The organism is Streptomyces sp. 2-1 (assembly GCF_048564895.1).
GTDB classification, from domain to species: domain Bacteria; phylum Actinomycetota; class Actinomycetes; order Streptomycetales; family Streptomycetaceae; genus Streptomyces; species Streptomyces phaeochromogenes.
The window spans coordinates 396,800-421,651 of sequence record NZ_CP183383.1; the positions used below are offsets into that span (position 1 = coordinate 396,800).

Annotated in this window: 24 protein-coding genes and 4 pseudogenes; 17 read left to right on the plus strand and 11 right to left on the minus strand. The window is 69.9% G+C overall.

Features of this window, described 5'->3' with window-relative positions:
* Positions 1–51: 51 nt before the first annotated feature.
* Together ACN20J_RS01980 and ACN20J_RS01985 are read right to left on the minus strand one after the other, a co-directional pair.
* Positions 52–243: a helix-turn-helix transcriptional regulator gene (locus tag ACN20J_RS01980; RefSeq protein WP_189845163.1), complete on the minus strand. Its 192-nt coding sequence runs from the start codon at positions 241–243 to the stop codon at positions 52–54.
* Positions 240–638, minus strand: a complete 399-nt coding sequence (locus tag ACN20J_RS01985; RefSeq protein WP_419664987.1) for a hypothetical protein — start codon at positions 636–638, stop codon at positions 240–242. The genes ACN20J_RS01980 and ACN20J_RS01985 overlap by 4 nt, the downstream gene beginning before the upstream one ends.
* 484 nt (positions 639–1,122) lie before the next feature.
* On the opposite strand from ACN20J_RS01985, the gene ACN20J_RS01990 reads away from it, so the two are divergent.
* The 3 genes from ACN20J_RS01990 to ACN20J_RS02000 all read left to right on the plus strand — a co-directional run bounded on the left by ACN20J_RS01990 (position 1,123) and on the right by ACN20J_RS02000 (position 3,740).
* On the plus strand, positions 1,123–2,301 hold the full coding sequence (locus tag ACN20J_RS01990) for an NAD(P)/FAD-dependent oxidoreductase (protein ID WP_419664988.1): 1,179 nt from the start codon (positions 1,123–1,125) through the stop codon (positions 2,299–2,301).
* A gap of 72 nt (positions 2,302–2,373) precedes the next feature.
* Entirely contained in the window at positions 2,374–3,267 is an 894-nt protein-coding gene (locus tag ACN20J_RS01995; RefSeq protein ID WP_362302783.1) for an RNA polymerase sigma-70 factor, read from the plus strand.
* Positions 3,268–3,557: 290 nt separating this feature from the next.
* On the plus strand, positions 3,558–3,740 hold the full coding sequence (locus tag ACN20J_RS02000; protein WP_419664989.1) for a hypothetical protein: 183 nt from the start codon (positions 3,558–3,560) through the stop codon (positions 3,738–3,740).
* Positions 3,741–4,485: 745 nt separating this feature from the next.
* Here the strand turns inward: ACN20J_RS02000 and ACN20J_RS02005 are convergent.
* Positions 4,486–5,109 carry a hypothetical protein gene (locus ACN20J_RS02005; protein WP_419664990.1) on the minus strand — a complete coding sequence of 208 codons (624 nt, stop codon included), beginning with the start codon at positions 5,107–5,109 and terminating at the stop codon, positions 4,486–4,488.
* Positions 5,110–5,494: 385 nt separating this feature from the next.
* Positions 5,495–5,858, minus strand: a pseudogene (locus ACN20J_RS02010) (IS481 family transposase); the annotation flags it as partial.
* Between ACN20J_RS02010 and ACN20J_RS02015 the strand changes: the two are divergent.
* Positions 5,839–6,021, plus strand: a pseudogene (locus ACN20J_RS02015) (ISL3 family transposase); the annotation flags it as partial. The pseudogenes ACN20J_RS02010 and ACN20J_RS02015 overlap by 20 nt on opposite strands.
* A gap of 211 nt (positions 6,022–6,232) precedes the next feature.
* Here the strand turns inward: ACN20J_RS02015 and ACN20J_RS02020 are convergent.
* A pseudogene (locus ACN20J_RS02020) lies at positions 6,233–6,595 on the minus strand (ABC transporter ATP-binding protein); the annotation flags it as partial.
* 197 nt (positions 6,596–6,792) lie between these two features.
* Between ACN20J_RS02020 and ACN20J_RS02025 the strand changes: the two are divergent.
* The 3 genes and pseudogenes from ACN20J_RS02025 (at position 6,793) to ACN20J_RS02035 (ending at position 9,050) form a co-directional block, all read left to right on the plus strand.
* Positions 6,793–7,059: a hypothetical protein gene (locus tag ACN20J_RS02025; protein WP_419664991.1), complete on the plus strand. Its 267-nt coding sequence runs from the start codon at positions 6,793–6,795 to the stop codon at positions 7,057–7,059.
* 452 nt (positions 7,060–7,511) lie between these two features.
* Positions 7,512–7,667: pseudogene (locus tag ACN20J_RS02030) on the plus strand (Fic family protein); the annotation flags it as partial.
* Positions 7,668–7,829: 162 nt separating this feature from the next.
* Complete coding sequence (locus ACN20J_RS02035) at positions 7,830–9,050, plus strand: metallophosphoesterase (RefSeq protein WP_419668814.1); 1,221 nt, start codon at positions 7,830–7,832, stop codon at positions 9,048–9,050.
* A gap of 197 nt (positions 9,051–9,247) precedes the next feature.
* On the opposite strand, the gene ACN20J_RS02040 is transcribed toward ACN20J_RS02035, so the two are convergent.
* Entirely contained in the window at positions 9,248–9,502 is a 255-nt protein-coding gene (locus ACN20J_RS02040) for an IS110 family transposase (RefSeq protein ID WP_259334229.1), read from the minus strand.
* A 421-nt stretch (positions 9,503–9,923) separates the two neighbouring features.
* Here ACN20J_RS02040 and ACN20J_RS02045 point away from each other — a divergent pair, with 421 nt between their 5' ends.
* Positions 9,924–10,055, plus strand: coding sequence for a hypothetical protein (locus ACN20J_RS02045; RefSeq protein WP_259334228.1), 132 nt, complete (start codon positions 9,924–9,926; stop codon positions 10,053–10,055).
* Positions 10,056–10,159: 104 nt separating this feature from the next.
* The gene (locus ACN20J_RS02050) at positions 10,160–11,527 is read left to right on the plus strand and encodes a hypothetical protein (RefSeq protein WP_419664992.1); all 1,368 of its coding nucleotides are present in this window, start codon (positions 10,160–10,162) and stop codon (positions 11,525–11,527) included.
* Here ACN20J_RS02050 and ACN20J_RS02055 read toward each other — a convergent pair.
* Together ACN20J_RS02055 and ACN20J_RS02060 are read right to left on the minus strand one after the other, a co-directional pair.
* The gene (locus ACN20J_RS02055; protein WP_362302715.1) at positions 11,509–11,679 is read right to left on the minus strand and encodes a GAF domain-containing protein; all 171 of its coding nucleotides are present in this window, start codon (positions 11,677–11,679) and stop codon (positions 11,509–11,511) included. The genes ACN20J_RS02050 and ACN20J_RS02055 overlap by 19 nt on opposite strands.
* Before the next feature lie 48 nt (positions 11,680–11,727).
* The gene (locus ACN20J_RS02060) at positions 11,728–12,189 is read right to left on the minus strand and encodes a hypothetical protein (RefSeq protein WP_419664993.1); all 462 of its coding nucleotides are present in this window, start codon (positions 12,187–12,189) and stop codon (positions 11,728–11,730) included.
* A 332-nt stretch (positions 12,190–12,521) separates the two neighbouring features.
* Here ACN20J_RS02060 and ACN20J_RS02065 point away from each other — a divergent pair, with 332 nt between their 5' ends.
* Positions 12,522–12,791: a hypothetical protein gene (locus ACN20J_RS02065; RefSeq protein ID WP_419664994.1), complete on the plus strand. Its 270-nt coding sequence runs from the start codon at positions 12,522–12,524 to the stop codon at positions 12,789–12,791.
* An 80-nt stretch (positions 12,792–12,871) separates the two neighbouring features.
* On the opposite strand, the gene ACN20J_RS02070 is transcribed toward ACN20J_RS02065, so the two are convergent.
* The 3 genes from ACN20J_RS02070 to ACN20J_RS02080 all read right to left on the minus strand — a co-directional run bounded on the left by ACN20J_RS02070 (position 12,872) and on the right by ACN20J_RS02080 (position 16,551).
* On the minus strand, positions 12,872–13,519 hold the full coding sequence (locus ACN20J_RS02070; RefSeq protein ID WP_361922951.1) for a DUF6338 family protein: 648 nt from the start codon (positions 13,517–13,519) through the stop codon (positions 12,872–12,874).
* A 7-nt stretch (positions 13,520–13,526) separates the two neighbouring features.
* Complete coding sequence (locus ACN20J_RS02075) at positions 13,527–13,772, minus strand: hypothetical protein (protein ID WP_419664995.1); 246 nt, start codon at positions 13,770–13,772, stop codon at positions 13,527–13,529.
* Between the two features lie 100 nt (positions 13,773–13,872).
* On the minus strand, positions 13,873–16,551 hold the full coding sequence (locus ACN20J_RS02080) for a CHAT domain-containing protein (RefSeq protein WP_419664996.1): 2,679 nt from the start codon (positions 16,549–16,551) through the stop codon (positions 13,873–13,875).
* Positions 16,552–16,966: 415 nt separating this feature from the next.
* Here ACN20J_RS02080 and ACN20J_RS02085 point away from each other — a divergent pair, with 415 nt between their 5' ends.
* From ACN20J_RS02085 to ACN20J_RS02115, 7 genes are read left to right on the plus strand one after another with little or no spacing between them, the layout of a single operon-like run.
* Complete coding sequence (locus ACN20J_RS02085; protein ID WP_419664997.1) at positions 16,967–18,682, plus strand: dynamin family protein; 1,716 nt, start codon at positions 16,967–16,969, stop codon at positions 18,680–18,682.
* Positions 18,679–19,488, plus strand: coding sequence for a C39 family peptidase (locus ACN20J_RS02090; protein WP_419664998.1), 810 nt, complete (start codon positions 18,679–18,681; stop codon positions 19,486–19,488). Before ACN20J_RS02085 ends, ACN20J_RS02090 begins: the two co-directional genes overlap by 4 nt.
* A gap of 2 nt (positions 19,489–19,490) precedes the next feature.
* On the plus strand, positions 19,491–20,162 hold the full coding sequence (locus ACN20J_RS02095) for a hypothetical protein (protein ID WP_419664999.1): 672 nt from the start codon (positions 19,491–19,493) through the stop codon (positions 20,160–20,162).
* Positions 20,146–20,742: a hypothetical protein gene (locus ACN20J_RS02100; RefSeq protein ID WP_419665000.1), complete on the plus strand. Its 597-nt coding sequence runs from the start codon at positions 20,146–20,148 to the stop codon at positions 20,740–20,742. Before ACN20J_RS02095 ends, ACN20J_RS02100 begins: the two co-directional genes overlap by 17 nt.
* Positions 20,743–20,748: 6 nt before the next feature.
* Positions 20,749–23,061, plus strand: coding sequence for a dynamin family protein (locus ACN20J_RS02105; protein WP_419665001.1), 2,313 nt, complete (start codon positions 20,749–20,751; stop codon positions 23,059–23,061).
* On the plus strand, positions 23,058–24,275 hold the full coding sequence (locus tag ACN20J_RS02110) for an Hsp70 family protein (protein WP_419665002.1): 1,218 nt from the start codon (positions 23,058–23,060) through the stop codon (positions 24,273–24,275). Before ACN20J_RS02105 ends, ACN20J_RS02110 begins: the two co-directional genes overlap by 4 nt.
* A complete protein-coding gene (locus ACN20J_RS02115; RefSeq protein ID WP_419665003.1) occupies positions 24,268–24,729 on the plus strand; it encodes a hypothetical protein in 462 nt (153 codons plus the stop codon). Before ACN20J_RS02110 ends, ACN20J_RS02115 begins: the two co-directional genes overlap by 8 nt.
* Positions 24,730–24,852 lie beyond the last annotated feature (123 nt).

A 24,852-nucleotide genomic window follows, 5' to 3' on the forward strand; every position in this document is an offset into this window, starting at 1 on the left:
GCCAGTTTCCGGGTGGCCCCCGACGTCCTATTGATCCGAAACGCTTTGGGTTCATTCGTCGAGGAAGAGCTCTTCGATCCTCAGGTCGAAGAGCTTGGCGAGACGGAAGGCGAGGGGAAGGCTTGGGTCGAACCTCCCTGTTTCGATGGCGTTGATCGTCTGCCTGGACACGCCGGCATGCTGAGCCAGGTCGGCCTGCGTCCAACCCCGTTCGGAGCGAAGGTCCGTGATGCGGTTCTTCATCGGTATCGGATCTTGCCGACGGCGAAGGCGATCATAAAGACGACTCCCATGAGCGCGGGGAGGACGGCGATATCGACATCGCGGGCGACGAGGCTGGCAGCGTCCGCAACGACGTAGGAGAATCCGACGACCCAGCCCACGCCGAGGGTGACCGCCAGCGCATCCTGCATGATCTTCCGTTGCAGCTCATCGAGCGCGCGGAGAAAGCCCGTGAAGGCGACGATCCAGCCGACGCCGACGGCGAGATTGACGGCAACGGCGGCCCAGCTCGCCACCTGCTGTGGCGGATCCCATAGGAGTCGCGGGCCGAACTTGGCCAGGGCAACCGTCGCCGCCCAGGCGAGTGTCCAGAGCACGAGCCGAGCGCTCGCCTTGATCTCGTTGCGCGCTTGCACGGGAGCCCCCTTCGGCGCGATGTCAAGTGTACTTGACACGCTAGGAGGCGCCCCGCCGTGATGTCAAGTGTGCTTGACATCGAGCGCCGTCTGGCTGGCCGTACTGATCAGAAGCGCACTGGGTTCATTCGTCGAGGATGTAGCGCACGCGTGGGCTCGGAAGTGGCCTGGACGCCTGCCAGTCTGCGACGTCGAGGACCTGGCGCTGGAGTTGCTCGCGGAGTCCGGCTTCCTCGGGGTGAGCGGGGTGTCGGAGCGTCGGATGCGCGCCGGCTTGAGCGGCAGTCGGAGCCTGTACTCTCCGGCGTCCTGCACTGCCTCGGCCGACCCGGTACAGCGAGGCAACCGACGGGTTCTTGGCGGCACACCAACGGCGCACCTGGTGTGATGTGGTTCACATTGGCGACCTGTCACGTCCGGTGCGGGCTGCTTGTCCCATGGGCGTCACCGACACAGAAGTCGGTGCCCGACCTTGGGAGACGCCATGAACACCAGCCACCGCATCGTCGTCCTCGGCGCCGGCTACACGGGCTTGTTCAGCGCCATCCGGCTGGCCCACCGCACCCGCCGGACCCGCGTGAAGATCACCCTGGTCAACCCCTCCGGCCGGTTCGTCGAGCGGCTGCGGATGCACCAGATCGCCGCCGGACAGGAGCTGGCCGACCATCGGATCCCCGATCTGCTAGCCGGGACCGGCGTCACGTTCGTCCAGGGCGCCGCCACCGCCATCGACCCCGAGGCCCGGCAGATCGCCGTCGACGGCGCCGAGACCCTCGGGTACGACACGCTCGTCTACGCGCTGGGCAGCTCGACCGACACCGGCAAGGTCCCCGGCGCCGACACCCACGCGTTCACCCTCAACACACCGGAGACCGCCGGTCGGTTCGCCACGCGCCTCACCGAGGTCGCCGTGTCCGGCGGCACGGTCACCGTCTGCGGCGGCGGCCTGACCGGCGTCGAGGCGGCCACCGAGATCGCCGAGAGCCACCCCGGCCTGGACGTCACGCTGATCAGCCTGGACGAGCCCGGCGCCATGATGGGTGCCAAGGCCCGCGCCTACCTCTACGGCGCGCTGGACCGCCTCGGCGTCACTCTTGAGACCGGCGCCCGCGTCACCAAGGTGCTGCCCGACGCCGTCGAACTGGCCGACGGCCGGCTCGTCCGCTCCGACGCCTGCCTGTGGACCACCGGCGTCAAGGTGGCGCCGCTCGCCGCCGACGCCCAGATCGCCACCGACGACCGCGGCCTCATCCTGGTCGATGCCACCCTGCGTTCGGTCTCGCACCCGGAGATCCACGCCATCGGCGACGCCGCCGCCGTCCGGCTGGCCTGGGGACAGATCCACGGCACCTGCCAGAGCGGCCTGCCCACCGCCCAGTACACCGCCGACACCATCGCGCGGCTCGTACGCGGCAAGGCCGTCAAGCCGTTCCGCTTCGGCTATTTCCACCAGCCGGTCAGTCTCGGCCGCCGTGATGCCGTCATCCAGTTCACCAAGGCCGACGACACCCCCCGCCGCATGCACCTCACCGGCCGGAGCGCCGCCGCGTACAAGGAGATGGTCAGCGGCAGCCCGCTCACGACCTACCGGTTCAGCAAGCGCATGAACGTCACCACCATCGTCTCCAAGGGAGGCCGCGCCACCCGCAAGCCCGCGGCATGACGGGCGCATCGGCTGCCGGCGCCATGATCTCTGGCCTTGCCGCCCTGGTTACGGCGCTGGCAGCATGAGCCGATGGTCGACGCCAGAGACGAGCAGGACCCGTATCTCGAACACCGCAGGCTGCTGTTCGCCACCGCCTACCGCATGCTGGGCAGCGTCACCGACGCCGAGGACGTCCTCCAGGACACCTGGCTGAGTTGGAACACCGCGGACCGCGACACGGTCCGCCACCCCAAGGCCTACCTGGTGCGCACGGTCACCAACCTCTCACTGAACCGCCTCACCTCCGCACGGGCGACCCGCGAGACCTACGTCGGGCCATGGCTCCCCGAGCCCCTGCTGACCTCCCCCGACATCGCAGCGGAGTCGGAACTGGCCGACAGCGTCTCCACCGCGATGCTCGTCGTCCTGGAAACCCTCAGCCCCGTCGAACGCGCCGTCTTCCTGCTCCGCGAAGTCTTCGGCTACTCGCACGCCGAGATCGCCGAGACCCTCGAACGTCCCGAGCCGACGGTCCGCCAGATCGCCCACCGCGCACGGGAACACGTCCAGGCCCGCCGCCCCCGCTTCGACGCCGACCAGACCCGGCGCCGCCAGGTCACCGCCCAGTTCCTGGCGGCCTGCTCGGGCGGCGACCTGAACGCCGTCATGGAGCTGCTCGCCCCCGATGTCACCGCCTGGTCCGACGGCGGCGGCAAGGTCACCGCCGCCCGCCGCCCCCTCCACGGCACCGACCGCGTCGCGCGCTGGATCGTGGGTTTCCTGGCCAAGCCCGAACTGGCCGCCCTGACCATGGAACCGGCCGTCATCAACGGCGAGCTCGGCGTCCTGGCCACCCTCGGCGGACACACAGTCGGCGCCCTCTCGTTCGACCTCGTCGACGGCCGCATCCAGAACCTGCGCTTCCAGGTCAACCCCGAAAAGCTCAGCGGCCTGACCCCCGACAACAGCTTGGCGCTCCCCTGAAGCGTTCGAGCCTGGAGCATTACCGCCGGGACCCTGGACCGGGACGAACCGTCCAGCGAGAGCGCAGCCCGTCGCTCACGACGCCGAAGGCGCCCTTGACGGAGCCGAGTCCTCCCGAACCCCTTCACCAGCGGGCGAATCGGCCCCAGTGGACAAAGGCAAACGGCCTGGGCAGTGCAGAGCATCGCCGGCCGTTTTCAGGACTCTGTCCACGGCTCCGTGAAGTTCATGGCTGGGTGAGGATCCGGGTGCGGAGGAGTTCGAACGAGGCTCGGCTGTACATAGCTCGCTTGGGTGTTTCATCAGCCCGGGCTACGGTCCTGCAGCAGGGCGAGGGGCTGAGCGTGGCGCAGGTCGCGGAAAAGGTCGCGGAAGCGGAACGGCGTGAGCGGGAAACCAGACAGCAGCTGGACTCCCCCGCCGCCAACCGCGGCCCGTACGACGGCGACCCGCAGAACCTCGCCGAACGGTGAGTGGCGCACCATACCGAATGGCGCCGCATCACCGCCCTGATGGACGGTCAGGACTGACCGGTCTATTCCCCCTCTACTCCCCGGAACGGGACGTCCAGGGCAGCACGTGGGCTCAGGAGCGCGACGCGCAGCTGGAGAGCGCCCTCGCCCGTCGTGCCGAAGGGCAGAAGGAGCAGCAGGACGCGCGATGAGCTGAACGGCGCGGGGGTGGCTGCCCGCCGACACCAGCCGACGACTACGCGCGATGGCCGCCCGCACCGGCCTTGAGCCCGAGCAGGTCCTCGCCCAACTCGCCCACCGAGTCCGCATGAACGACGACAGCACCCTGACCGTCGACACCTTCACCCCACACTGACTGAGCCACCCCTATGTCGCGAGTTGGCGAGTGCGAGTCAGTCTGGGCAATGGTCGCCTGACGGCGCGAGACCGGCCGCGCTCACACGGCCGGTCTCCACTGGCTCTGCCGGGTGTCCCGCCGACCTGGTCGGTTGTCATCACCCACAAGCGTGACACCGCGCCGTCAGGCTCCGGGAGATCCCGCGCTGGGAAGCCGGACAGGTTCGCATGGGCCCGGACCGGTTGGTGAAGACCGGCGCAGGCCCACCACCTCAACTGCGTATCTGTTGACCGTGAGCGTCGTTGCAGGGCACGACGGCCCCCGCCCCGGGGCCTGCCCGGTACGGGGCCGTCCTTCCGACCTCCGTGGCGAAAAAAACGGCCCCGGCCCTTTCCCGGGGCCGCCCGGTCAGTACAGCTTGTTGACGGCCGTGGTCGTGGTCTTCTTGAAGGCGGTCACGGGCGCATTCTTGAAGTCGCCCATCTGCCCCCACTGAACGACGGTGACGGTCCTGCCGTCCCGCCCGACCGACAACAGGGCGATGTCGTTGGCGCCCTGGGATGTCTCGGTGTGCAGGCCGCGGACGCGGGCGCCCTCCTCTACCGGCAGCTTGCCGTAGTCCCGGCTCTCGGCCTCGACGTCGGGCGAGGAGGCCTCGATGCGGTCGGCGCAGGTGCGGATCAGGTCGTCGTAGTGCTTCGCCAGGGCCTTGGCCAGGGCGGCCGTGCCCGTCACGACGGTCAACTGCACGGCGCTGGTGTCCAGGTCGGTCCGGAACTCCCGGTGCCGGTAGTCGTAGTCGAGCACGCCCTCCGTGCTCACGCAGACGCCGAGTGCCTCCGGGAACCCCTCGGTGACCGGCCCGGCGGTCCAGGACGACGTCGGGTGCGGCGGCAGCTGGGACGCCGAGAGGAGCTTGGGCACGGCGGCCTTGGGCGAGGCGCCTGCGGCCGGTGCCGTGAGGACCGTGCCCGCCGCGAGGGCGGCGACGGTGAGTGCGGTCAGAGCGCTCGTTCGGATGCGCATGGACATGAGGGTTCCCCCGTGAATGAGTGCGTGGACGTGGATGCCGCGGCGAGGCCGGCTGGTCAGCCCGGGCCTGGTCGGTGCGACACCAAGAGCATCAGCCGTCACAGCGGCCGAGCGCAACAACTCACGGCCGATCAGACACGATGGAACCATCCCAGCCCATCTGACCTGCAGATACATGGGGTGCCTGGGATACCGTCCCGGGCACGGTGAGGTCGTACGAGGACGAAAAAGGCCTGAGTCGGCATACGACGACGGCGAAACCACCGGCGAAGTGACCGAGTTCGCGGCGCTGCCGCGGGGGCCGAAAGGAGCGCACGACCCGGAGCCATGGCTCACTCGCCCGCCGTCCGAGCATGAACACCTCGACGCTGCTCCCGGACGACAGGCCGCCGCCGTCGGGGATGCGGCCGAGTTTCTTGACGTCGACGTGGATCAGTTCACCGGGCCGGTCACGTTCGTAGCGGCGGATGGTTTGTCCGGTGGGGCCGTCCAGGAAGCCGCCGAATCGGCTCAGGCCGTGCCGGGTGAGGATGCGGTGCACGGTCGAGGCGGGCGGGCGGGCGGGCGGGCCAAGGATCGGGTCCAGGCGTGCGGGTCCGATTGTGCGGGTGTGCCTCAGCCGGCAGACGCGGGCTCCCGGTTGCGGCAGTGGTGCCGTGTGGTGTCGTGCGCGGGCGGCTGGAGCAGTCGAGGAGTCTGCTCTCGCCCTCGGGTCGCCGGCGCCGGATCCACTTGTGTAAAGCCGCCCTCAGCGAGGTGAAGGCACACAGCACCTGCTGGTCCGCAGTGCTGGACGCGCCGATCCACGACGGGCGCCGCGCCCAATCCACCTTGGAACGCTGGCACCAGGTGCACGGCCTGCTCGAGAAGGGGGTGGGCCTGCTCGAATGCGCCCGCCGGTTGCAACTCGCCCCAACACTGTCGACCACCGAGAATGAGACGGGACCCTTCACTGGACAGACCCCGTCCGCGACTACCTGCAGCAGCGCCGCCCCGGCCCCGACCGAGCGCCTCGGCTGGCCGTCCGTCAGGTCACCGCCTGGCTGACCCGCCACCCCGACCGGCTCACCCGGGACGACAAACTGCGCGGACTGCGGCGAATCCTGGCCTGGTCATGCAGTTGTCACTGCGCGGCCTCCCAGGGCGCGGCCTCCCAGGCCGTCCACAATCCGGCGTACACACCACCGGCATCAACCAGCTCTCCGTGGGTGCCGGTCTCGATGATCCGACCGCGCTCCATCACCATGATCCGGTCGCAGGTTGCTGCTTGGGAGAGACGGTGCGCGACCACGACTGCGGTGCGCCCGGCGAGGACAGCATCAGCAGCGCGGTCGAGCTGTCCGGCGTAGGCGGAGCCGGCCTCGGCGGTCGCTTCGTCGAGGATCACCAGATCGGCGTCGGCGAGCAGCAGGGGGGCGAGGGCGAGTTGCTGCGCCTGTGCGTCGGTGAGCGGGTGTCCGCCGACACCCCGCAGAGTGTCCAACCCCGCACCGGTCGCAACATGGCCGACAACCTCCTCGGCGTCGCACGGGCACTGTCCGTGTCGCCGTTGCGGGCCGTGGTTGAGGAAGGCACCGATGACCACCGAGGCCCTCACCTCCGCCCGCGGCCTCCGCTGCGGCTGCCGACTCCGCCCCGGCCCGGCCCGAAGGCCAAGCTCGCGCCTGATACGACCACCGGTACGTGTGGATCCGCGACCAGAGCTACGCCCGGCAGGCGGCCGCCGTCGACGCCCCCGACCTGCTCGATGCGGCCGTCCGGCTCATCAGCGAGCAGCTCTCGCCGACGGTCCGCGTCTGGCCCCCGCCTACACCGTGCACGGCAACGCGGTGCCGGAGCAAGGGGAGTTGGACGGTCGTCGCTGAGCGTCTGTGCGCTGGGATCCTCCGTATCAGCGGCTATGCCGACATCGAGCCGCAGGGCCCTCTGGGCAGTCCGGACGGGAAGTAGGACGTCGTCGTGCGGCGGGACGGCTGGAGGTACGTCGCAGCCGTCTACTTCCCCACGACGGCGAGTGCCTTCGCTGCGACCAGAAGAAGGTACAAAGAAGATCTCCGTGGCGTTAGGGCGAACATGCGGATGGATTCATCTTCCCTGTGAACCAGCATCTGAGCGTCAGCGAGCGCGCGGAGCTCCCCGCGCTCGGCGGGCCCTACGACGAGATCTTCAACGTAGAACGCATACGGGCCGCCCTCGATGACCCCCCGGGGGGTTACTGGCTGCGCTTGGAGTTCCTGAGGCTTCCCATGAGTCCCGAGGAACAGGTCGCGTTCTTCAACACCGACCAGCAAGACCGGATCCAGCGCTTGCTGCGCAACGAGCTGCAGGACGAGGAGATCGCTGCACGGCTCCCGACCGTGGCCAGGCTCGACAGCTCACTACTCGCGCTGCTCCACGCCGCCATGTTCGAAGATCTCCTCTTCCCGGAGAGAGGCAGCCTGCTCGTCGGGCCGCGGAGCCGTGGCAGCCGGGAGGTCGTTCTCCGCACGCCGGCCGGGTTCCACCACGAGTTCGTCTCGATCATGCCGTTCCCGGACGGCAACGGTCGTCTGGCCAGGACTATCCTCGATCAGGCGGCCTTCGAACTCTGTCGCAGAGGCGTCGCCTCCGACCTCACAGCCGATCGGCCCGCCTACTTCAAGGCGCTGCGAGCCACCGACACGGCTGACGAACCCCCTGGTGGAACGTTTGCGTGCGGCTCTGACTTAAGGAGGGGAAGCGTGACCGACACCAGCGAAGTCCGATCCGACGACAGGGCAGCGCACGAGACCCAGCGAACCCGGCTGCACCGTCTGATGCGCTACCTCCCCCTGATCGCCCCCGTCCTGCTGTGGGCCGTGCCCTGCTGGGTGCTCCTGTACAGCGGCCAGCACTGGCCACTGCCCGTCGCGCTGGTCGGCACCGCCCTGTTCGTCCTCGGCCTCGTGGCCATGCCACTGGCGATGGGGCGCGGCCACGGCCGGCGCCAGCAGGACTGGGCGGCGATCATCGGGGACACCCTGCTGGGCGCCAGCTGGGTGCTGTTCACCTGGTCCGTTCTGCTCGGTGTCCTGTTGCGGATCGCCCTGACCGTCGCAGGCGTCGGCGAGAGTCAGGACCGGGCCCGGATCGTCACGTGGGCCGTCCTCGGCACCACCGCCGTACTGCTCGCCTGGGGCTACGCCGAAGCCCGACGCGTGCCACGCGTGCGCCGCCTCGACGTCCAACTCCCGCGCCTGGGTGCCGGGTTGGACGGCACCCGTGTCGCCCTCATCACCGACACCCACTACGGCCCACTCGACCGCGCCCGCTGGTCGGCGCGAGTGTGCGAGACGGTGAACTCACTGGAAGCCGACCTGGTCTGCCACACCGGCGACATCGCGGACGGCACGGCCGAACGCCGCCGCGCCCAGGCCGTCCCGCTAGGTAACGTGCGGGCCACCCAGGCCCGGGTCTACGTCACCGGCAACCACGAGTACTACAGCGAGGCCCAAGGCTGGGTCGACCTGATGGACGAGTTGGGCTGGGAGCCACTGCGCAACCGCCACCTGCTGCTCGAACGCGGAGGCGACACCCTGGTAGTCGCCGGCGTGGACGACGTCACCGCCGAATCCTCCGGCCTGGCAGGCCACCGCGCCCACCTCGCCGGAGCCCTGAACGGCGCCGAGCCCGACCTGCCCGTCCTACTCCTTGCCCACCAGCCCAAGTTCGTCGACCGGGCGGCAGCCGCCGGCATCGACCTCCAGCTCTCCGGCCACACCCACGGCGGCCAGATCTGGCCCTTCCACCACCTGGTCCGCATCGACCAGCCCGCCCACGCCGGCCTGAGCCACCACGGCACCCGCACCCTCCTCTACACCAGCCGCGGCACCGGCTTCTGGGGCCCGCCGTTCCGCGTCTTCGCCCCCAGCGAGATCACCCTGCTCGTACTCCGCTCCCCACACCTGCCCACCTCGCCGTAGCACCGGATGGGCCGGCACTCTCGCCTGGAGTTGCTACTCTCTCGACAGCTTCGCTCCACTGACGCGACGGAGATCGTGACGGGCAACCGGGTCTCGAAAGCGACCATGTCCGCTATCACACACAGCACTTATGAGCGGGGTCCTGGCCCTAGCTGTCCGAGGAGGTGGAAGACCACCCGGCCCGCATAGCGCTTGAGTCAACGGACGATTTCGCGGCGGGGCTTACCCTCCTTGATCCGGCGCTCGTAATAGTCCTGGGTTCGCCGGTCGACCCGCAGCCGGGTGAACACGAGGCGATGCAGCGCGGCATGGGCCTGACGGTCGCCACCACGGTTGAGGCGACGGTACTGCTGACGTCCCGAGGAACGCGCGACAGGACTCACCCCGCACAACGCGGCGAAGGACTCCTCACTGTCCAGGCGTTCCGGGTTGTCCTCCACCGTGATCAGCAAGGTGACGGCCGTGTCCGGACCGATCCCCCCACATCGATCAGTTGCGGGGCATGACATTTCACGAGGCGGACCAGACGAGCGTCCACATCCCGGATCTGCTCGGAGAGCTCACCAACCCGGCAAGCCAGCAGACCCAGCGTGATCCGAGAGTCCCTTCCAACCTCACGGTGCTGACCGCGAGTTGGACAGTCCTGTGCCCCGACGAAGCTCCTGTCAGACGGGTTCTCGACCAAGATCACCAGTGTCCGCCAGGAGCTTCGTGTGCTTGTCCACCCGTCCTCGATTGATCTGTCGCGTCGAATCTTGCGGTTGTCGGCCGGACAATTGTCAGCGCGCCGGGTGGAGATCGGGACGTGGTGCCGGAGCCTGCCAGCCGGCCGCCAGGCCGTGCCAGCCGTGGCTCACCTGCGGGGCGCGGCAGATGTGCGAGGCGATGGACCTGGAGATCACGCCCAACAGCATCAACAACACCCGCCTGAAGCTCAAGCGGCTGACCGAGCGCGGAATCCTGGTCGAGACCGAGCAGGGCTTGTTCACCCAACCCTGGCCGTAGCCGCCCGGCGGCCCCCGACGAGCCTGACTACTCCCGTTGAAACGCGGCCTACCTCACACGTGCGGCCGGCTAAGGGCTGGGTTGCCGTCGGGCATGCTTCGGCCATGGACATGCCCGACAATCTGTCTGAGTCCGAGCAGCGTGTCGTGGCGGGGGCCCGCCAGGAGATGGTGGTCGACTTCCGAACCGACGACGCTTACGGCCTAAACGAGGCGGATCAGTGGAGCGAGGACCGTCGGGTCCGCGCCGTAGTGATTGCTGCCCTGGTGTCCGGCGCGGACGCACTCAGCCGATTCACCCTGTGCGGGGTAAGGATCACCGGCGACCTCGACCTGGCCAACGCACGACTCCAGACCTCGCTCCTGTTCGAGCACTGCGTGTTCGACGGCAAACTGTTGCTGGCCGAGGCAACCACCCGCAGCGTCAGGCTACGCGGCTGCTCGCTCTCCCACGTAAACGCGGCTCGTATCATTCTCGACGGGGAACTGGAGGTCGCGGGCTGCCGACTGGACAAGCTGTCGCTCTACGGAGCGCGAACGGGAGACGTGGAAATCTCCGGCTCGACGTTCACCTCCCCGAACGTCGCGGTACAGGGTGATCTCGCCGCGATCGACGGCGCCTTCTACTGCCACGATGCCGTCATCGACGGACAATTACGGTTGCCCGGTGCTCACATAAAGGGCTACGCGGAGCTGGACGGCTCCACAATCCGCGGCGGGGTCCTCGCCAGAAACCTCGAAGCCGAAAGCGGCATGTACTGCCGCCTCGGCTACAACGCCGACCGTGCCGTGTGCGCAATCGAAGGCGATTTCGACTTACGTGGCGCACGGATCAAGCGCGAACTGCGACTCGACAACACCCGCCTCACCGTGCTGGATCTACGCCAGGCACAGGTCGACAGCCTGTGTGACGACCCGGCGCACTGGCCACGGGAAACCAGGCTCGACGGTCTGCGATACGAGGACCTGGCGCCTCGCCTCCCGGCACCGGCACGACTTGACTGGCTCTCCCGGGGCCGGAACAACTACCAGCCCCAGCCCCTCGAACAACTCGCGGCGCACTACCGGCGAATCGGCCACGACGAGGACGCCCGGCGTGTCCTGCTGCACAAGCAGCGCGAGCGCCGCAGGACGCTCGCACCACCTGGCCGTACGTGGGGCCTGATCCAGGACCTGCTCGTCGGCTACGGATACCGACCATGGCTGGCCGGCCTCTGGCTCCTGGTGCTGCTGGCCGCGGGCAGCGCGTTCTTCGCGGTCACGCCTCTGAGTGCCGCCCGCGACGACCCGCCGCCCTTCTCGGCACCTGCCTACACGTTGGATCTCCTACTGCCGGTGGTGAACCTCGGCCAGGAGACCGCGTGGAGCCCGCATGGCCCGGGGCAGACAGTCGCCTACGGCCTAATCGTCGCCGGCTGGATCCTCGCCACCGCGGTGATTGCTGGCATCACACGTCAGCTGGTCCGCCCTTGACGGCTACGCAGCTTGCCGATCGGCCTGAGCAGGTTGACCTCGTAGCGTGCGAAGCGGCGCTCGGTGCGGTCGGCCGCGTAGAGCACTCCGATGACGGTCCCGCGCAGACGCAGGGACACACAGAGGATGGCGACCAGGCCCTCCTCGGTCACCGCCTCGTCGATCTCGCGCGTATGCCGGAACCGGCGTCACCCAGGTAACTACTGCTGAAGTAGGGGCGAGGCGGTCTGTACCACGAGGCCGCCGAGTCCCGCTCCAAGGGGCATGAGCAGATGCTGGAACTCCGCCGACACCGAACCATTCGTCTCGCGCACGTACGCGTGGCCGCGCTCCGGGTCATACAGGGCGAGGTAGGCGGTGTCGGTGTCGAGCAGTTTGCGTGCCCGGCGCACGATCGCCTCAAGGACGGCGTCGACGTCACGCAGGGCCACCAGGTCGCCCACCGTCTCGTACAGGGCGGAGAGTTCGGCTTCCCGGCGACGGCTCCTGTCCAGTGCCGCCCGCACCCGTAGCGCCAGAAGTATCGACCGCTCAAGGGCGGCGACGGTCTCGGCGCTCGCCCCCAACGCCCGGTCAGCGATGATCGGTTCCTCGAACTCGGCCGAAGGCGCGTCGCGCGCGAGGAACTCCAGGAACGTCCGGTCGCTCTCCTCCGAGGTCACGTCGCGAACGTACTGCCACGCGTGCGGCGCGGGACGGCGGTACCGCACGTGAAGCAGCCGGGTGCCGTGTAGGTCATCCACATTGCCTTTCGGCCAGGCGGGATTGACGATCGTCGGCATCGCATAGCTGGGTGACCAGCCCTGAACGCCCATACGCCTGTACGCAGATACGAGGCGACGTGATGGCAACGGCGCCGCCGCAGGATGAGGACCGGACAGCGAGCAGGGAGAACTGGCTGGCGCGCATGGCGCTGCGTTTCACCGCCTTCACGGAGAAGTGACTGCCCGATGCGCTGGGCTTCGTCCTCATGGGCCTCAGCACGGGGCCGTTCTTGTCCGTCGACTTCGCCCTGTCCGTGCGTGTCCTGCCCGACAAGGACGACGCGGCCAAGGATCTCGCGATCTTCAACGTCGCCAGCAAGCTACCCGAGTCACTGGTCCCGTTCATGGGCCCCGCGCTGCTGGCGCTCGGGGGCTACACCGCACTGTTCCTCTTTCTGGGTGCTGCCGGCCTGCTCGGCGCCCTCGCATGCTTCCGGCTTCCCGAAGTCGGACGAGAACACGAGACAAGCCGCTGGAGCGCACCGATCACCCGCAGCTGAACCAACCATCAGCAGATCAACTGCATCCTCCTGATCGACCAGACCCGCAGGCGAAATCCTGGCCACCGAGGAACTCGGCACTAACTCCTGCCCTGGGTGCGTGCCGTGGTGATCTGGATCAGCCGGATGTGGCCGCCGGGGATGATGATGTAGTCCGCTTCGCACGGCTCGGGTTGGCCCTCGTCGGCCGGGTGGATCGAGATGGGGTGGTGGAGGGCGACGTCGCGATAGTAGGTGTCCTTCTCATGGGAGACCATGTGACAGCAGCCGTTGACCCGTGTGCCGTCGTCCATCAGGACCTCGACCTCGGGGTCGGCCTCTCCACGCGGTGACTTCAGGAGCTCGGACCACACTGTGCCCGGGGTGTTGGACCAGTTGCTGCCCCCGCTTCGTCGCCCGCGCAGTTCTCCCAGCGCGAGGCAGACCAGCGCGCTGAGGGCGAGGGTCAGAATGCCGGATCGCACCGGTTCCCACGGGTGCGCACGGGCGTAGGTCTCACCGGAGACGGCCTCGTCGAGCGTGGCGAGGCCCGGCACGTACTCGGCGAGGACGAGGACACCCGCCGCCGTGCCGAGCGTCACGAACGTGCCGACGGCGAAGAGTTCGGCGATCTCCCGGGCGGCGCCGGGCCGTTCGCGCAGGCCGTGCCGCTCGTAGCGGACGAGGTAGAGGTAGCCGGGGACGGCCGCGAACAGCAGAGCGGCGAGTCCGGCGAGGTTCGACGGCATGCCTGGTTCACCCGGCCGGCGGGGGTGTGGGCGGCCTCGACCGGATCGGTGAGCGGTCCTCGGGGGTCCAGGGGCTCTTGGCGCTGCCCATCGGATTGTCCGGGTCCGACTGGGAGTCCTCGTCCAACTCGTCGCACAGTGCCTGCGCCAGCTCTTCGGGCAGGAAGGGCGACAATGCCGAGACAGGCGGTGGCTCCGACTGTGGGTGTGCTGCGGCTTCCTGTTGAGGCGGCTGCTGTGGTTCGTCCTTCATCGTCGTCCTTCCGACGTCCGACAAGTCTCTCGTCCGAGGAGCGAGCTCAGTTCCTGCGGCTCGTCCGTCATTGGGTGTCTCCCGTGGGTCGCTCCTCGCGTCACCGTGCTCCGTAGGCGGTGATTCCGGCCCAGTTGCCCGTCTGCCGCGGTGAGTCGTCGTTGTCGAGCAGCGCCACCGCGGCTCTTCGGGCGGCTTCCAGCGGGGCGCAACCCGCCGCTCGGTGGGCGAACCACTGGAAGGAGTGGTGGATCGCGAGCCTCGGCCACACCGGGACCGGGCTGGCCAGGACGAAGGCGGCTCCCGCCTCGTGGAACGCGTGGACCAGGGAGTTGGCCACGTCCCCGGCGAGTTCGAGCGGTTCCGGCTCCCGTGGTGCGGGGCCGGCGAGCGCTCCGTGTCCGCCGCTGTGATCGGCTCGGGTGCGGAAGCTGGTGCTGCACGCGGTCAGGACGACCTCCTCGTGGCGCATGCGTCCCATGAGGACCTCGCCGGTCTCCAGGTCACCGTCGGCCAACTGCACACCGGTCTCGAAGGGGGTCCCGGGGCTGCGTACACCGTGTGTGGCGACCTGCAGCACGGCCGTCCGTCCGGGGCGCGGCGGTCCCGATTCCAGCAGGCCGCGCAGGGCCGCGACAGTGGCGGCAGGGCCGGTGACCGGTTCGCCCAGCATCCTGTCCGGGCCGAGTGCCTTGGACAGGATGCGGACGGCACGGCCCACTTGGGGGAACAGCGCGCTGCCGTCGGCCAGTTCGGTGACACCCACCAGGGTGGCTTCGATCGGGCCGTCGGGGCGATGGTCCAACAGCGGCACGCAGGACAGGTTGGGGACGACGCCGAGCGCCGTGTCCCGTACCAGGTGGCGGCCCCGGTGGCGCACCACCGTCCAGGGCAGGGCGTGCAGGCGGCCGTGCGGGGACAGCAGGCAGGTGCCGCTGTCCGCGATCTCGTCGGCGACGGCGGCGGGGACCAGATCGGCGAGGCCGACACCGTGCCGGCCCCAGAAGTCCAGACGGGCGGGATCCGGTGGATGCCCCGAGTCGATCTCCCGGTGGTACGCGTCGAGAGCGCGGCGAGTGGCCTCGCTCGGTCGGCAGGTCTCCGAACGCAGCCTCCCGTCGGGCGTGGCCAGGAGGGTGAGGAGTCCCTCGGGGCGTTCGTACAGACTCAGGGCCACACAGCGTCCCGGCCTGCTGCCCGGGGCGCCGGTCGGATACTGCGCCAGGAAGTGGGTGAGACGGTCGGGGTCGAAGGGCGGGTCGTCCCTGATGAGGTGCCAGCGTGGGTCGACGGCACGGATCCTGATGAGCAGTTCGGCCCGTTTCCCGCGCAAGTGGCCGGCGTCCTCAGACCGGCCCTGTCGCTCGGCCTGCGCGATGTCCCCGGTCAGGTCGGCGAAGGCGGTGCGGTCCCGGACGGCCCGTGCCTCCTGACCGTTCGGCGCGCCCGACCGGTTCAGGGACAGCCGTGCGGAGAAGGCACGCGCCTTGAGCAAATCCGTGACAACGGCGGCCAGCCCCGCGTCGCCGCTCCGCTCCGCGAATCCCAGCACCTCCTCGAACAGCGGTCTGCGAAAGCGCAGATGGAGCGTGTCGAAGCGGTGGCCCAGGGAGACGCGCAGCACCCGGTCCAGGTCGGTCACCGTCAGGCGGTAGTAGCGTGCCGCCCCTGCCTGATCGCCGAGGGCCTGGTGACTTCTGGCTTGTTCGGTGTGCAGGGTCGCGGCGGCGGAGGAGTCGGGGCGCGCGGTCAGGAACTCGGTGCCCCGGTCGCACCAGTCGAGTGCATCCTGATGCCGACGAGACAACCGAGCAGTCTCGGCGCGCATGGCGCAATACGTGGCTCCGCGGACCCGCCGCAGATGTGCCCGCACCGAGGCCATGTCCCTTTCGTAGGCGCTCTCGAACAACGGGGCCACCCGGTCCAGCCGCCGGCATGCCTCTTCCACCGCTGCACGGTCCAGCGCGCACCGGGCCAGCTGGAGGTGTCCCACCGCTTCGAGTCCGGACGCCGTGTACTGCGGCATGAGCATCACATACACCCGTTCCGCCTCCTCGGGACGGCCCGTGTCCCGTAGGGCGCCCGCCTTGGTGTCCAGTACGCGGTGGTACACGGTGGACGCCTCCAGCAGACGGGCGACGTCCACCGGGTCACCTCCCCGGGCGAACTCCGCCTCGATACGGCGTTGTGCCTCGGAAGCGGAGTCGGGGATCGGCCCGTCCGGGAGCAGAGCGCGGAGTCCGGCCTCCAGCGGGGCGAGCACCTCCAGGGCGGTGCGGGAGTCATAGAGCTGGTGGAGGGCCTCCGCCCGCAGAGCCCGCAGGTCTCCGTGCGGAGTGGCCGGGGCGGTGGCCGGGGACGCGTCGTCGTGCCGTGGGGGATCGGCCCGGTCCACGAGGGCCAACGCCTCACTGGCCCGGCCTTCCCCCAGCTCGTACTGGGCCCGGCCCGCCAGGTAGTGGCGCAACTTGTCCGGCCCCACCAGGGGGGTGAACTCCTCGGCTGCCGACCAGTGTTCCCTCAGCCGACGGTGGGTTCGGGAACCTTCCTGACAGGTGGTCGGTTCGCGGCCGTAGGCGTCCAGCAGCATGCCCGCGATGCCGGACTCGCCCACGGTGACCGATGACGAGTTGCCGTGCTGTCGGAGGGCCGCGAGCGTCTGTCTGCCCTGGGCCGTCAGTTGCTCGAAGAGCTGTCGGGTCGGCAGTCCGGCGTCGGCCGCCCGCCAGTACGCGATCGACAGTTCGCCGCAGCGCGCGGCCAGGCTCTGGAGTTCCACCGTTCACGTCCCCCGCCGTGTCGCCCCGGCTCCCCGGGGCGACCACCGTACGGCCGTGGGAGGCGGGGAGGGAACCGTCACGAGGTGCCGCCGGGCGCACGTCCGGTACCGCGCGCTCCACTCCCTGCACTGCGCGCCCCGTATTGCCAGCAGTTGTCGCCAACCCCTCCCCGACGGTCCGCCCGACTGCCACTCTGAACGGGTTGGCGCCGGGGCCGGGCAACCTCCCCCGGGGCGACATCGGGGGATCATCGGGGGATTCTCATGGCACACGCACGCCCCATTTCAGGCCGGCGCACCGCCACACCGCTCGTCACGACGGACCGCTCACATCGCGCACCGAGCCGAGCTCCTTCGAGGACCGAAGGTGCCGCCGGGTGGCCTCGCGTACCGGTTCCGGAGGCGGGGTGACGGCATGGCGAGTCTGCCGGACCCCGTGGCGGCACCGCACGACGAGGTGTTCGCACGGATTGGCCATGCAATCGACCAGGACGACCCGACCGCGGCCGAGTTGCGGACCGTGGTGCGCAACGCGCGGGCCCGGATGGCGCAGCCGATGCGGGTCGCCGTCGCGGGTCGGCTCAAGTGCGGCAAGTCCACGCTGGTCAACGCGCTCCTCGGTGAGGAGGTCTCCGACACGGGGCAACTGGAACTGACCTTCAACGTCTGCGAGTTCCACCACAGCGATCGCCCTGGTCTCATCGTCCATTTCAAGGACGGCAGACCCGCCGAGAAGTGGCCCCAGGGATCGCTCTCCCGACTGACCGCGCGCTCCGCCGACGGGCTGAGGCTGCTGCGCTCCGTGCGGAAGGTGGAGGTCGGTCGTCCCAGTCCGCTGCTGCGCCGCTTCCGGCTGATCGACACACCCGGTCTGGCCAGCGTGCACGGGACCGACTCGCAGAACACACTTTCCTTCCTCGGCATCGACGACCCCGTGGAGCAGGACGAGACCGCTCGCGTGCTCAAGGAGCTGGGCCAGGACGCGCGTTCGGTGCACGCCGCGAGCGCCGCCGAGATGGACCGGGCCGACGCCGTCGTCTTCGTGTTCAGCCGGGGGCTGGGCCGGGCCGACCAGCAGGCGGTGGAGTCCTTCGCGGGGGCCTACGGGGAGGTGGTCAGCCCGTTGAAGGCGTTCGGCGTGCTCTCCCGGAGCGACCAGTACTGGCCGCCCATGGGCGAGACGGGCCCCGACGGGATGCCGGCGGACCCCCTCGACCACGACGCGATGGCGACGGCCCGGCGGATGGCGGACTCCTATCTCCAACGGCCCGCCGTACGAAGGGTGTTCCGCACGGTCGTCCCGGTCTCGGGGCTGCTGGGAACGGGGGCACAGTGCATGCCGTCCGACGAATTCGGGCCGCTCGCGGAGCTGGCAAAGGTGCCACCGCGGCTACTGGCGGACCGGATGGAGGACGTCCAGATGTTCTGCGTGAGGGACTACCCCGAGCTGCCTGTTCCGGCCGAGGTGCGCGCCGCGCTGGTGGACCGACTGGGCGCGTGGGGGGTCTTCCTGGCCTGCGGATTGCTGCGGGACGGCCTGGCCGAGGACGCGGTGCGGCAACACCTCCTGGAGCGCAGCGGAGTCACCGAACTGCGGGAGCTGGTCCTGCGTCACTTCGGCAATCGGTCCTCCCTGATCAAGCTCGACCACGGACAGCGTGAGATCGCCGAAGAGGTCGGCCGGCTCCGGGCCGGCGCCCAGCGGGCCCGGCAGCGGCCGCCCGCCGTGGCGGACCGCGTGGCGCAGGTGTTGGAGGGCATGCGCGTCACCGACTCCGGCCCCTCCGAACTCGCAGCGCTGAGCGCGTACTACGGCGGTCGTCTGACCCTGACGGAGCAGGAACAGGCACAACTGCTGGAGGTCACCGGAGAGCACGGGACCAGCTGCGCGGCCCGGCTCGGCCTGCACCCGGGCACCGGGGTGGACGTGCTCCTGACGACGGCGCGAGGCCGCATCGCCCACTGGGCCGCCCTCGCCGGAGACCCGCTGCTCGACCGGCCGACACTCACCACGGCACGCGTGGTGCTGCGCTCCTACGAGCGTGTGGCGACCCTCGTCGAACGTGCGCTGGTGGTCCTCTACGGCGAGGAGGCACCGGGCGGACACGACGGTGAGAGGAGTACATCTTGAGCTGGGACATGTACGATCCGGGCGCCGATCCGGGGACGGACCCGACAATCGATCCAGGGTTCGACCCCGCTGAGATCACGGACCCGACGGCCCTGGCGGATCCGGCCGGTCCGACGGATCCCACCGGCCTGGCGGACCCGGCGGATCCTTACAGTGACCCCGCCGCGACACCGGTCACCGCTCCTCCTGCTGGAGACGTCCCCGACCTGCCCAACTTCGACCCCGCTCAGAGTGATCCCACCGCCGTGGTCGGCAGTCCGGGCGAGGCCATGGAGGTGTGGCAGCAGCACACCGGCGAGAACGGCTGCGCGATCGGCGCGCAGGGCATGGTGCTGGAGTACCTGACGGGCCAGCGCATCAGCGAGGAGCAGCTCACCTCCGAGGCGGCCGACCAGGGATGGTTCGACGGGTCGGGCACAGCACCCGCCGACCTGGGCAATCTGCTCGAACTGCACGGCGTCCCGGTCCAGCAGGTGGAGGACGCGTCCATTGAGCAACTCGAAACGGTGCTCGCGGACGGCGGCGCCGCCATCGTGGGACTGGACGCCGACGAGATCTGGGCTCAGGGACACGACCCGAACGACGACAACGTCGGCGACATGCCGGGCATGGCGGGGCAGGACGCCAACCACGCCGTGTGGGTCACCGGAATCGACAACACCGACCCCGCCAACCCGATGGTGGTGCTCAACGACTCCGGCCATCCCGACGGCCAGGGACTGGCGGTCCCGCTGGACGAGTTCATGGGTGCCTGGCAGGACTCGGGCAACTACCTCGTCGCCGCCGGCTCCCCGCAGGGGGTGTGACCATGACGCGCGACAACGCCGAACGGGACATGGGCAGCCGCGAAGACCTGGAAGATCTCGCCGCCCGGTGCGCGTCCTGGCTCGTCCAGGAACGTGACCGCATGGAGCGGGAACTGCGCTCCGCGTACGAGGAGTCGTACGACGTGCCGCACGCGAGGTCCGAGCAGGTGGCGCGCCCGGCACCCATCGCCCCAACGCGCCCGTCGACGGCCCGGCCGTCCGCCCCAGCGGTCGCGGCACCCCTCATCGGACTCCTGGACCGGCTCGCCGAGCTGCCCACAGCCCCCGACTCCCCGGACTCCCCCGGCCGCGGGACTCCCGACCCGGTACTGGCCTGGGTGCGCCGCACCGTGCTGGCCGCACTGGCGGCCTCCGATGTCACCCCGGTCGACGACTCCGGCCCGGTGGACCCGGCCCGGCACAATGTCGTGGCCACCCGCGACGACCCCTCGGGGCGGCACCACGGAGCCATCGCGGAGACGGTCCGCCCCGGCTACGTGTGGAGCGGGGCGCTGCTGCGCCACCAGGAGGTCATCGCCTACGTACGGCCCGAGCAGCGGACCGCACCGAACAGGGCTCCTGAACTTCCTCCGGCACCGGGTTCGGACCCGACTGGGGAGCCGGCTTCGGAACCGAACGAGGAAGGTGGCCCACCGCATGACATACCCCACTGATCCCGGTGCCCGCCTCACCACGGCCTCGAGTCCCGATGTGCCCCGCTCCGAGGCGTTGAGCCGGGAGCTGCGCCGCTCACCGCTGTTCCACCAGCTGGTCCCCATGGAGTCGGGCATCGGCTGGCCGCTGCCCGTGCCGGTTCTGCAGGATGGCGTGCCCCGGGTCTACATGAGGCTGCCGCTGTTCGTCCTGCGCCCGGATCCGGCAGGCGGTGCCGACCTGTTCCCGCCGTTCGCCACAGTGACGCTCGACTGGGCGACGGGACGCCTGGTCGAGTACACGGATCTGCGTTTCAAGGAGCCGCACCGGTCGCGTGCGCAGTGGTCGAAGCCCGTCGGCCGCTTCCCGCACCCGGCCGTCGAGGGACTGACCACCGCCGCCTACCGGGAGCTGCGCACCCACCTCTTCGGCCTCTACGACGAGTTGTTCCACGAGCTCGGGCGCGGGCGGCAACCCGATGACGGCTGGGCCGGGCAGTTCGGTCAGCTGCTGGGCCGGCTGCTGGAACCGTCCCTCACGCCCTACTACCGGCAGCTGGCGCCCAAGTTCCTCCGCCGGCACCTGTCCGACGAAAGGTGAACCACCATGCGGGACAACGCCTTCACCCGCCTGCGCGCGGACGTCCTGGCCGCCTTCCCGAGGCTCACGGAGACGATCTCCGGTGAACTGGGCCCCCGCCAGCGAGAGTTGATCGACCAGTCCCTGGCCCGCCTGGACCAGGGGACCTGCCACATCGTGGTCGTCGGAGAGTTCAACCGTGGTAAGTCCTCGCTGCTGAACGCCCTCGTGGAACGGCCCGGGCTGTTCCCCGTGGACGTCGACGTGGCCACGTGTGTGGTGTCCACCCTCGGCTGGGGCCCGCGGGAACAGGCTGTGGTGCACATGACCGATGCGGGGGCCACGGACGGCAGCGGTACCCGTCAGGTCCGCATCGGGCTCGACCGCCTTCCGGAGTTCGTCACCGAGCAGGGCAACCCGCGCAACCACAAGCAGGTCCGGCTGGTGGAGATCCAGGCCCCCGTCCCGCAGCTGGAGACCGGGCTGGTGTTCATGGACACGCCCGGTTTCGGCAGCGTCAACTCCGAACACACCGCAGTCACACACGCCTTCCTGGAACGCGCCGACGGCCTGGTCTTCGTCTGCGACGCCATCGAGCCGCTCGCCACCTACGAACTCGACTTCCTCGACCGGGCGCTCGCCAGGTGCGAGGTCGTGGTCACCGTGGTCACCAAGACCGACAAAGTCCGCGATCCCGTCCCGGTGGTCACCGGAGCCCGCGAGAAGATCGCCGTACGTACCGGCCGGCCCCCGGAACGTCTGGTCGTCGTTCCCGTCTCCTCCTTCCGTAAGCTCAAGTGGCTCCGGGACCGTACCGACGACCAGTTGCTCGCCGACTCCAACTTTCCCGAGCTGGATCTCGCACTGTGGGAGGGGCTGGCCACCACCTGCGGTGCCGTGCAGCTGCGCCGGGCGCTGGACGCGCTCGGCGATGCCGTCACCACGGCGGGCTCCCCCGTGGTCAACGAGCTGGCGGCGCTGGAGTCCGACGCGTCACTGCGGCGGATCCGCCAGGAGGTGACCGAAACGGCCGACCGGGTCAAGCAGTTGTCCGCGGGAAGCGCGCAGTGGCGTACGGAGCTTCGCCGCCGCTTCGACCAGGACACCCGGCCGGCCCGCACCGCGCTGCAGTCGGCTTTCGACGCGGGGCTGCGCGACTACCACGAGAAGGTGAACGCGGGTGCCGACCCCGTGGCGGACGAGGTGGTCGGCCAGGTCACCTCCGACATGCTCAAAGCGCTCACGGAGGCTCATGACCGACTGGCCACCGTCGCCGTCGCCCTGATGGAGGAGTTCGCACAGCACACCAGCCTGGAACTCACCTCGCCCCAGGCTCCCAAACCGCCCTTCACGGCCGCCGTTTCCGTACCGAGCGTGCCGCTCAACGTGCGCCCCGCCCGGTTCTTCGACCAGTTCCGGGCAAGCTGGTCCACGGGCATGGCCGGCGTGGGTGCGGGCGCCGCAGTCGCTTTCGTGGAGCCCTTGAGCGGGCTCGCCGTCATGCTGGGCCTGGGCACCATGGGATTCGTCCACGGCGTCCGCAACCACCGCAAGGATCTGCACGAGCGTGCCGAGAAGGAACGCAACGCCCGGCTGCTCCAACTGACCACGCAGGAGTTCGGCGTGCTGCGCCGGCAGGCCACGGAGTCCTTCAACCAGGCCTTCGGAGACATCGCTCAGGCCCTGACTGCGGAACTGAACGGCCAACTGGCCGCGCAGCAGGAGTCCCTGGCCGAGTCCGGCCGCCGGCTCCAGGAGGCCACCGGTCGCACCAAGGCGGAACTGACGCGGCGGCGCGGCGAGTTGCTGGCCCGTCAGCAGACCTACCGGAGCCTGCAGGGCGAACTCGACCGCTTGCGGGCCCGGGTGGAGCGACTGGCGTCCGCACCACCACGGCACTCCCTCCCGGCATCGCGACGCCCCGACCTGCCCGGCCCTGACGCGTCAGCCACAACTCCGGCACCCGTCGGCCCGGCCACGACGTCCACGGCCAAGGGCGCCGCCGCCGGCGTAGCGGCGGAGATCGCTCTCGGTGTCACCGCGGAAGCCGCCCTGGCTGCGGCCGACGGCACCGGGAAGAACTCCCCGGCCGTCGAGGCCGACGCCGTGGGGACGGCCTCCGCGCCGGATGCGGGGACCCTCGAGCCGCAGAACCCGGAGGCGCTCGCACCCTGGACCCCGCACACCGCCGTACCCCAGGAGACGAACTCCGTCGAGCCCCAGGACCCAGCCGTCCACGCTCCCACCACACCGGCCGACGACCTCGGCACCGATGTCGTGTCCCCATCGGCCCAGGACTTCGGCGCCTCGTTCGACCCCGACCTCTTCGACGCGCCATGACCGGCGACGGTGGCCCGACAGGGCCGGTCTACGGGATCGACTTCGGCACGTGGTCGTCCGCGCTGGTCGTCCTGCGCCACGGCCATCAGCCGCTGCCGGTACGCGATCCGGTGAGCCCGTACGGCGCCACGTCGGTGCGCAGCGCCGTGTGTCTCCTGCCCGACGGATCCGTGGTGGTGGGCCAGGCCGCGCAGAACTCGCGCCTGCAGCGTCCTGACCGGTTCCGCGCGGAGTTCAAGCGAGAGTTCGGCGAGCCGTATCCGCACCGGCTCGGGGAGCGCGGATTCACGACGGCGCAGCTGACGACGGAAGTCCTCGGCTTTCTCGTCCAGCAGGCCCGGGCGGCCGTCGCCGCCGCCCCGTCCCGGGTGGTGATCACCGTTCCGGCCACCTGGGAGGGCAGTCGGCACACCCTGATGGTGGGCGCCGCCGAGGCGGCGGGACTGCCGCCGGAGATCGTCGAGATCCAGAGCGAACCGGTGGCGGCCACCGCGTACGCCCTGCACGACCACGGGCTGGACCGCGACCGTACGGTCCTCGTCTACGACCTCGGCGGCGGCACGTTCGACCTCGCGGTGGCCCAGGGCACGAGGGAGGGGTTCACCGTGCTCGGCGCCCCCGGAGGGCTGCCCGACGTCGGCGGAATCGCCATCGACCAGGCCGTGCTGTCCCTTGTACGGGAGCGCTGTCCCGATGCGGTGGACAGCCTGCGTCGGGCAGCCACCCGCTCCGACGATCCCGGAACGCTGCGGCGCGCGATCATGCTGGCCGAGGCCTGTACGACCTTCAAGCAGCAGTTGTCCGTCTCCTCCGAACACTCGGACCTGCTGACCATGCTCGATCCGCCGACGGAGGTCACGTTGACGCAGGCGGACCTGCGGGAGGCCGTACGGCCCCTGCTGTCGGAGACGGTCGATGAGTGCGAGCGGGTACTCCGGTCGCAGGGGCTGCGCTGGGAAGACCTCGACCTGATCGTTCCCGTCGGCGGCAGCTCCCGGCTTCCGATGGTGGGTGACCTGCTGGCCGAACGCTCCGGGCGCACGGTGCTGTCCGTCTCCGAACCCGAACTCGCGGTGGCGACCGGCGCCGCCTGGCTGGCGCGGGGCACCGCGCCGGTGGCGGCGCCACAACGGCCCCTGCCACCGAAGGTCAGATCACTGCTGGAGGCGGGCCTGACCGACCGCATGGTGAGGGAGGCCGCAGGCCATGCCTGACACCGACCACGCGCCGGAGGACGCCTTCGAACTGGCCACCCACTGGCGGCGGCTCGTCAACGACTGGGTGCGGCGCCAGCACCGCCCGTACGAGGTCAACGCGTCATCGGTCACCATCGAGTTCGACCATCCCGAGGCCGAGCGGAAGATCCAGCTCGACTTCGCGGCGACGAGCAACGACATGCTGTTGGTGATGGCCACCGACGACCGTTACCTCAAGGACGACCAGCTGGCCCTGGCGGCCGCAGCCGCGAACGCCTGGAACATCGAGTGGTACGCCCCCACCCTGTCCGTCTACAACCTCGACGGCGAGCAGCCGCCCTACCTTCTCGGCTTCCGTGCCCTCCCGATGGCCTGCCGGATCACGCAGAGCGCGTTCCGCGCCATGGCCGACCAATGGCTCGGTGAATCCCGGGCCCTGTTCACCTGGTGCCACCGCGAGTGCGGCCTCTGAGCGGTTGCCGGGCCGCGCACACAGTTCCTCGGCCGCGACCGAGGAATCCGCCCGACATGGCGACGGGGGGGGTTGCCCCACCGCAACCGACATGGCCGAAAATGTGTCTCCCATCGCGTGGCC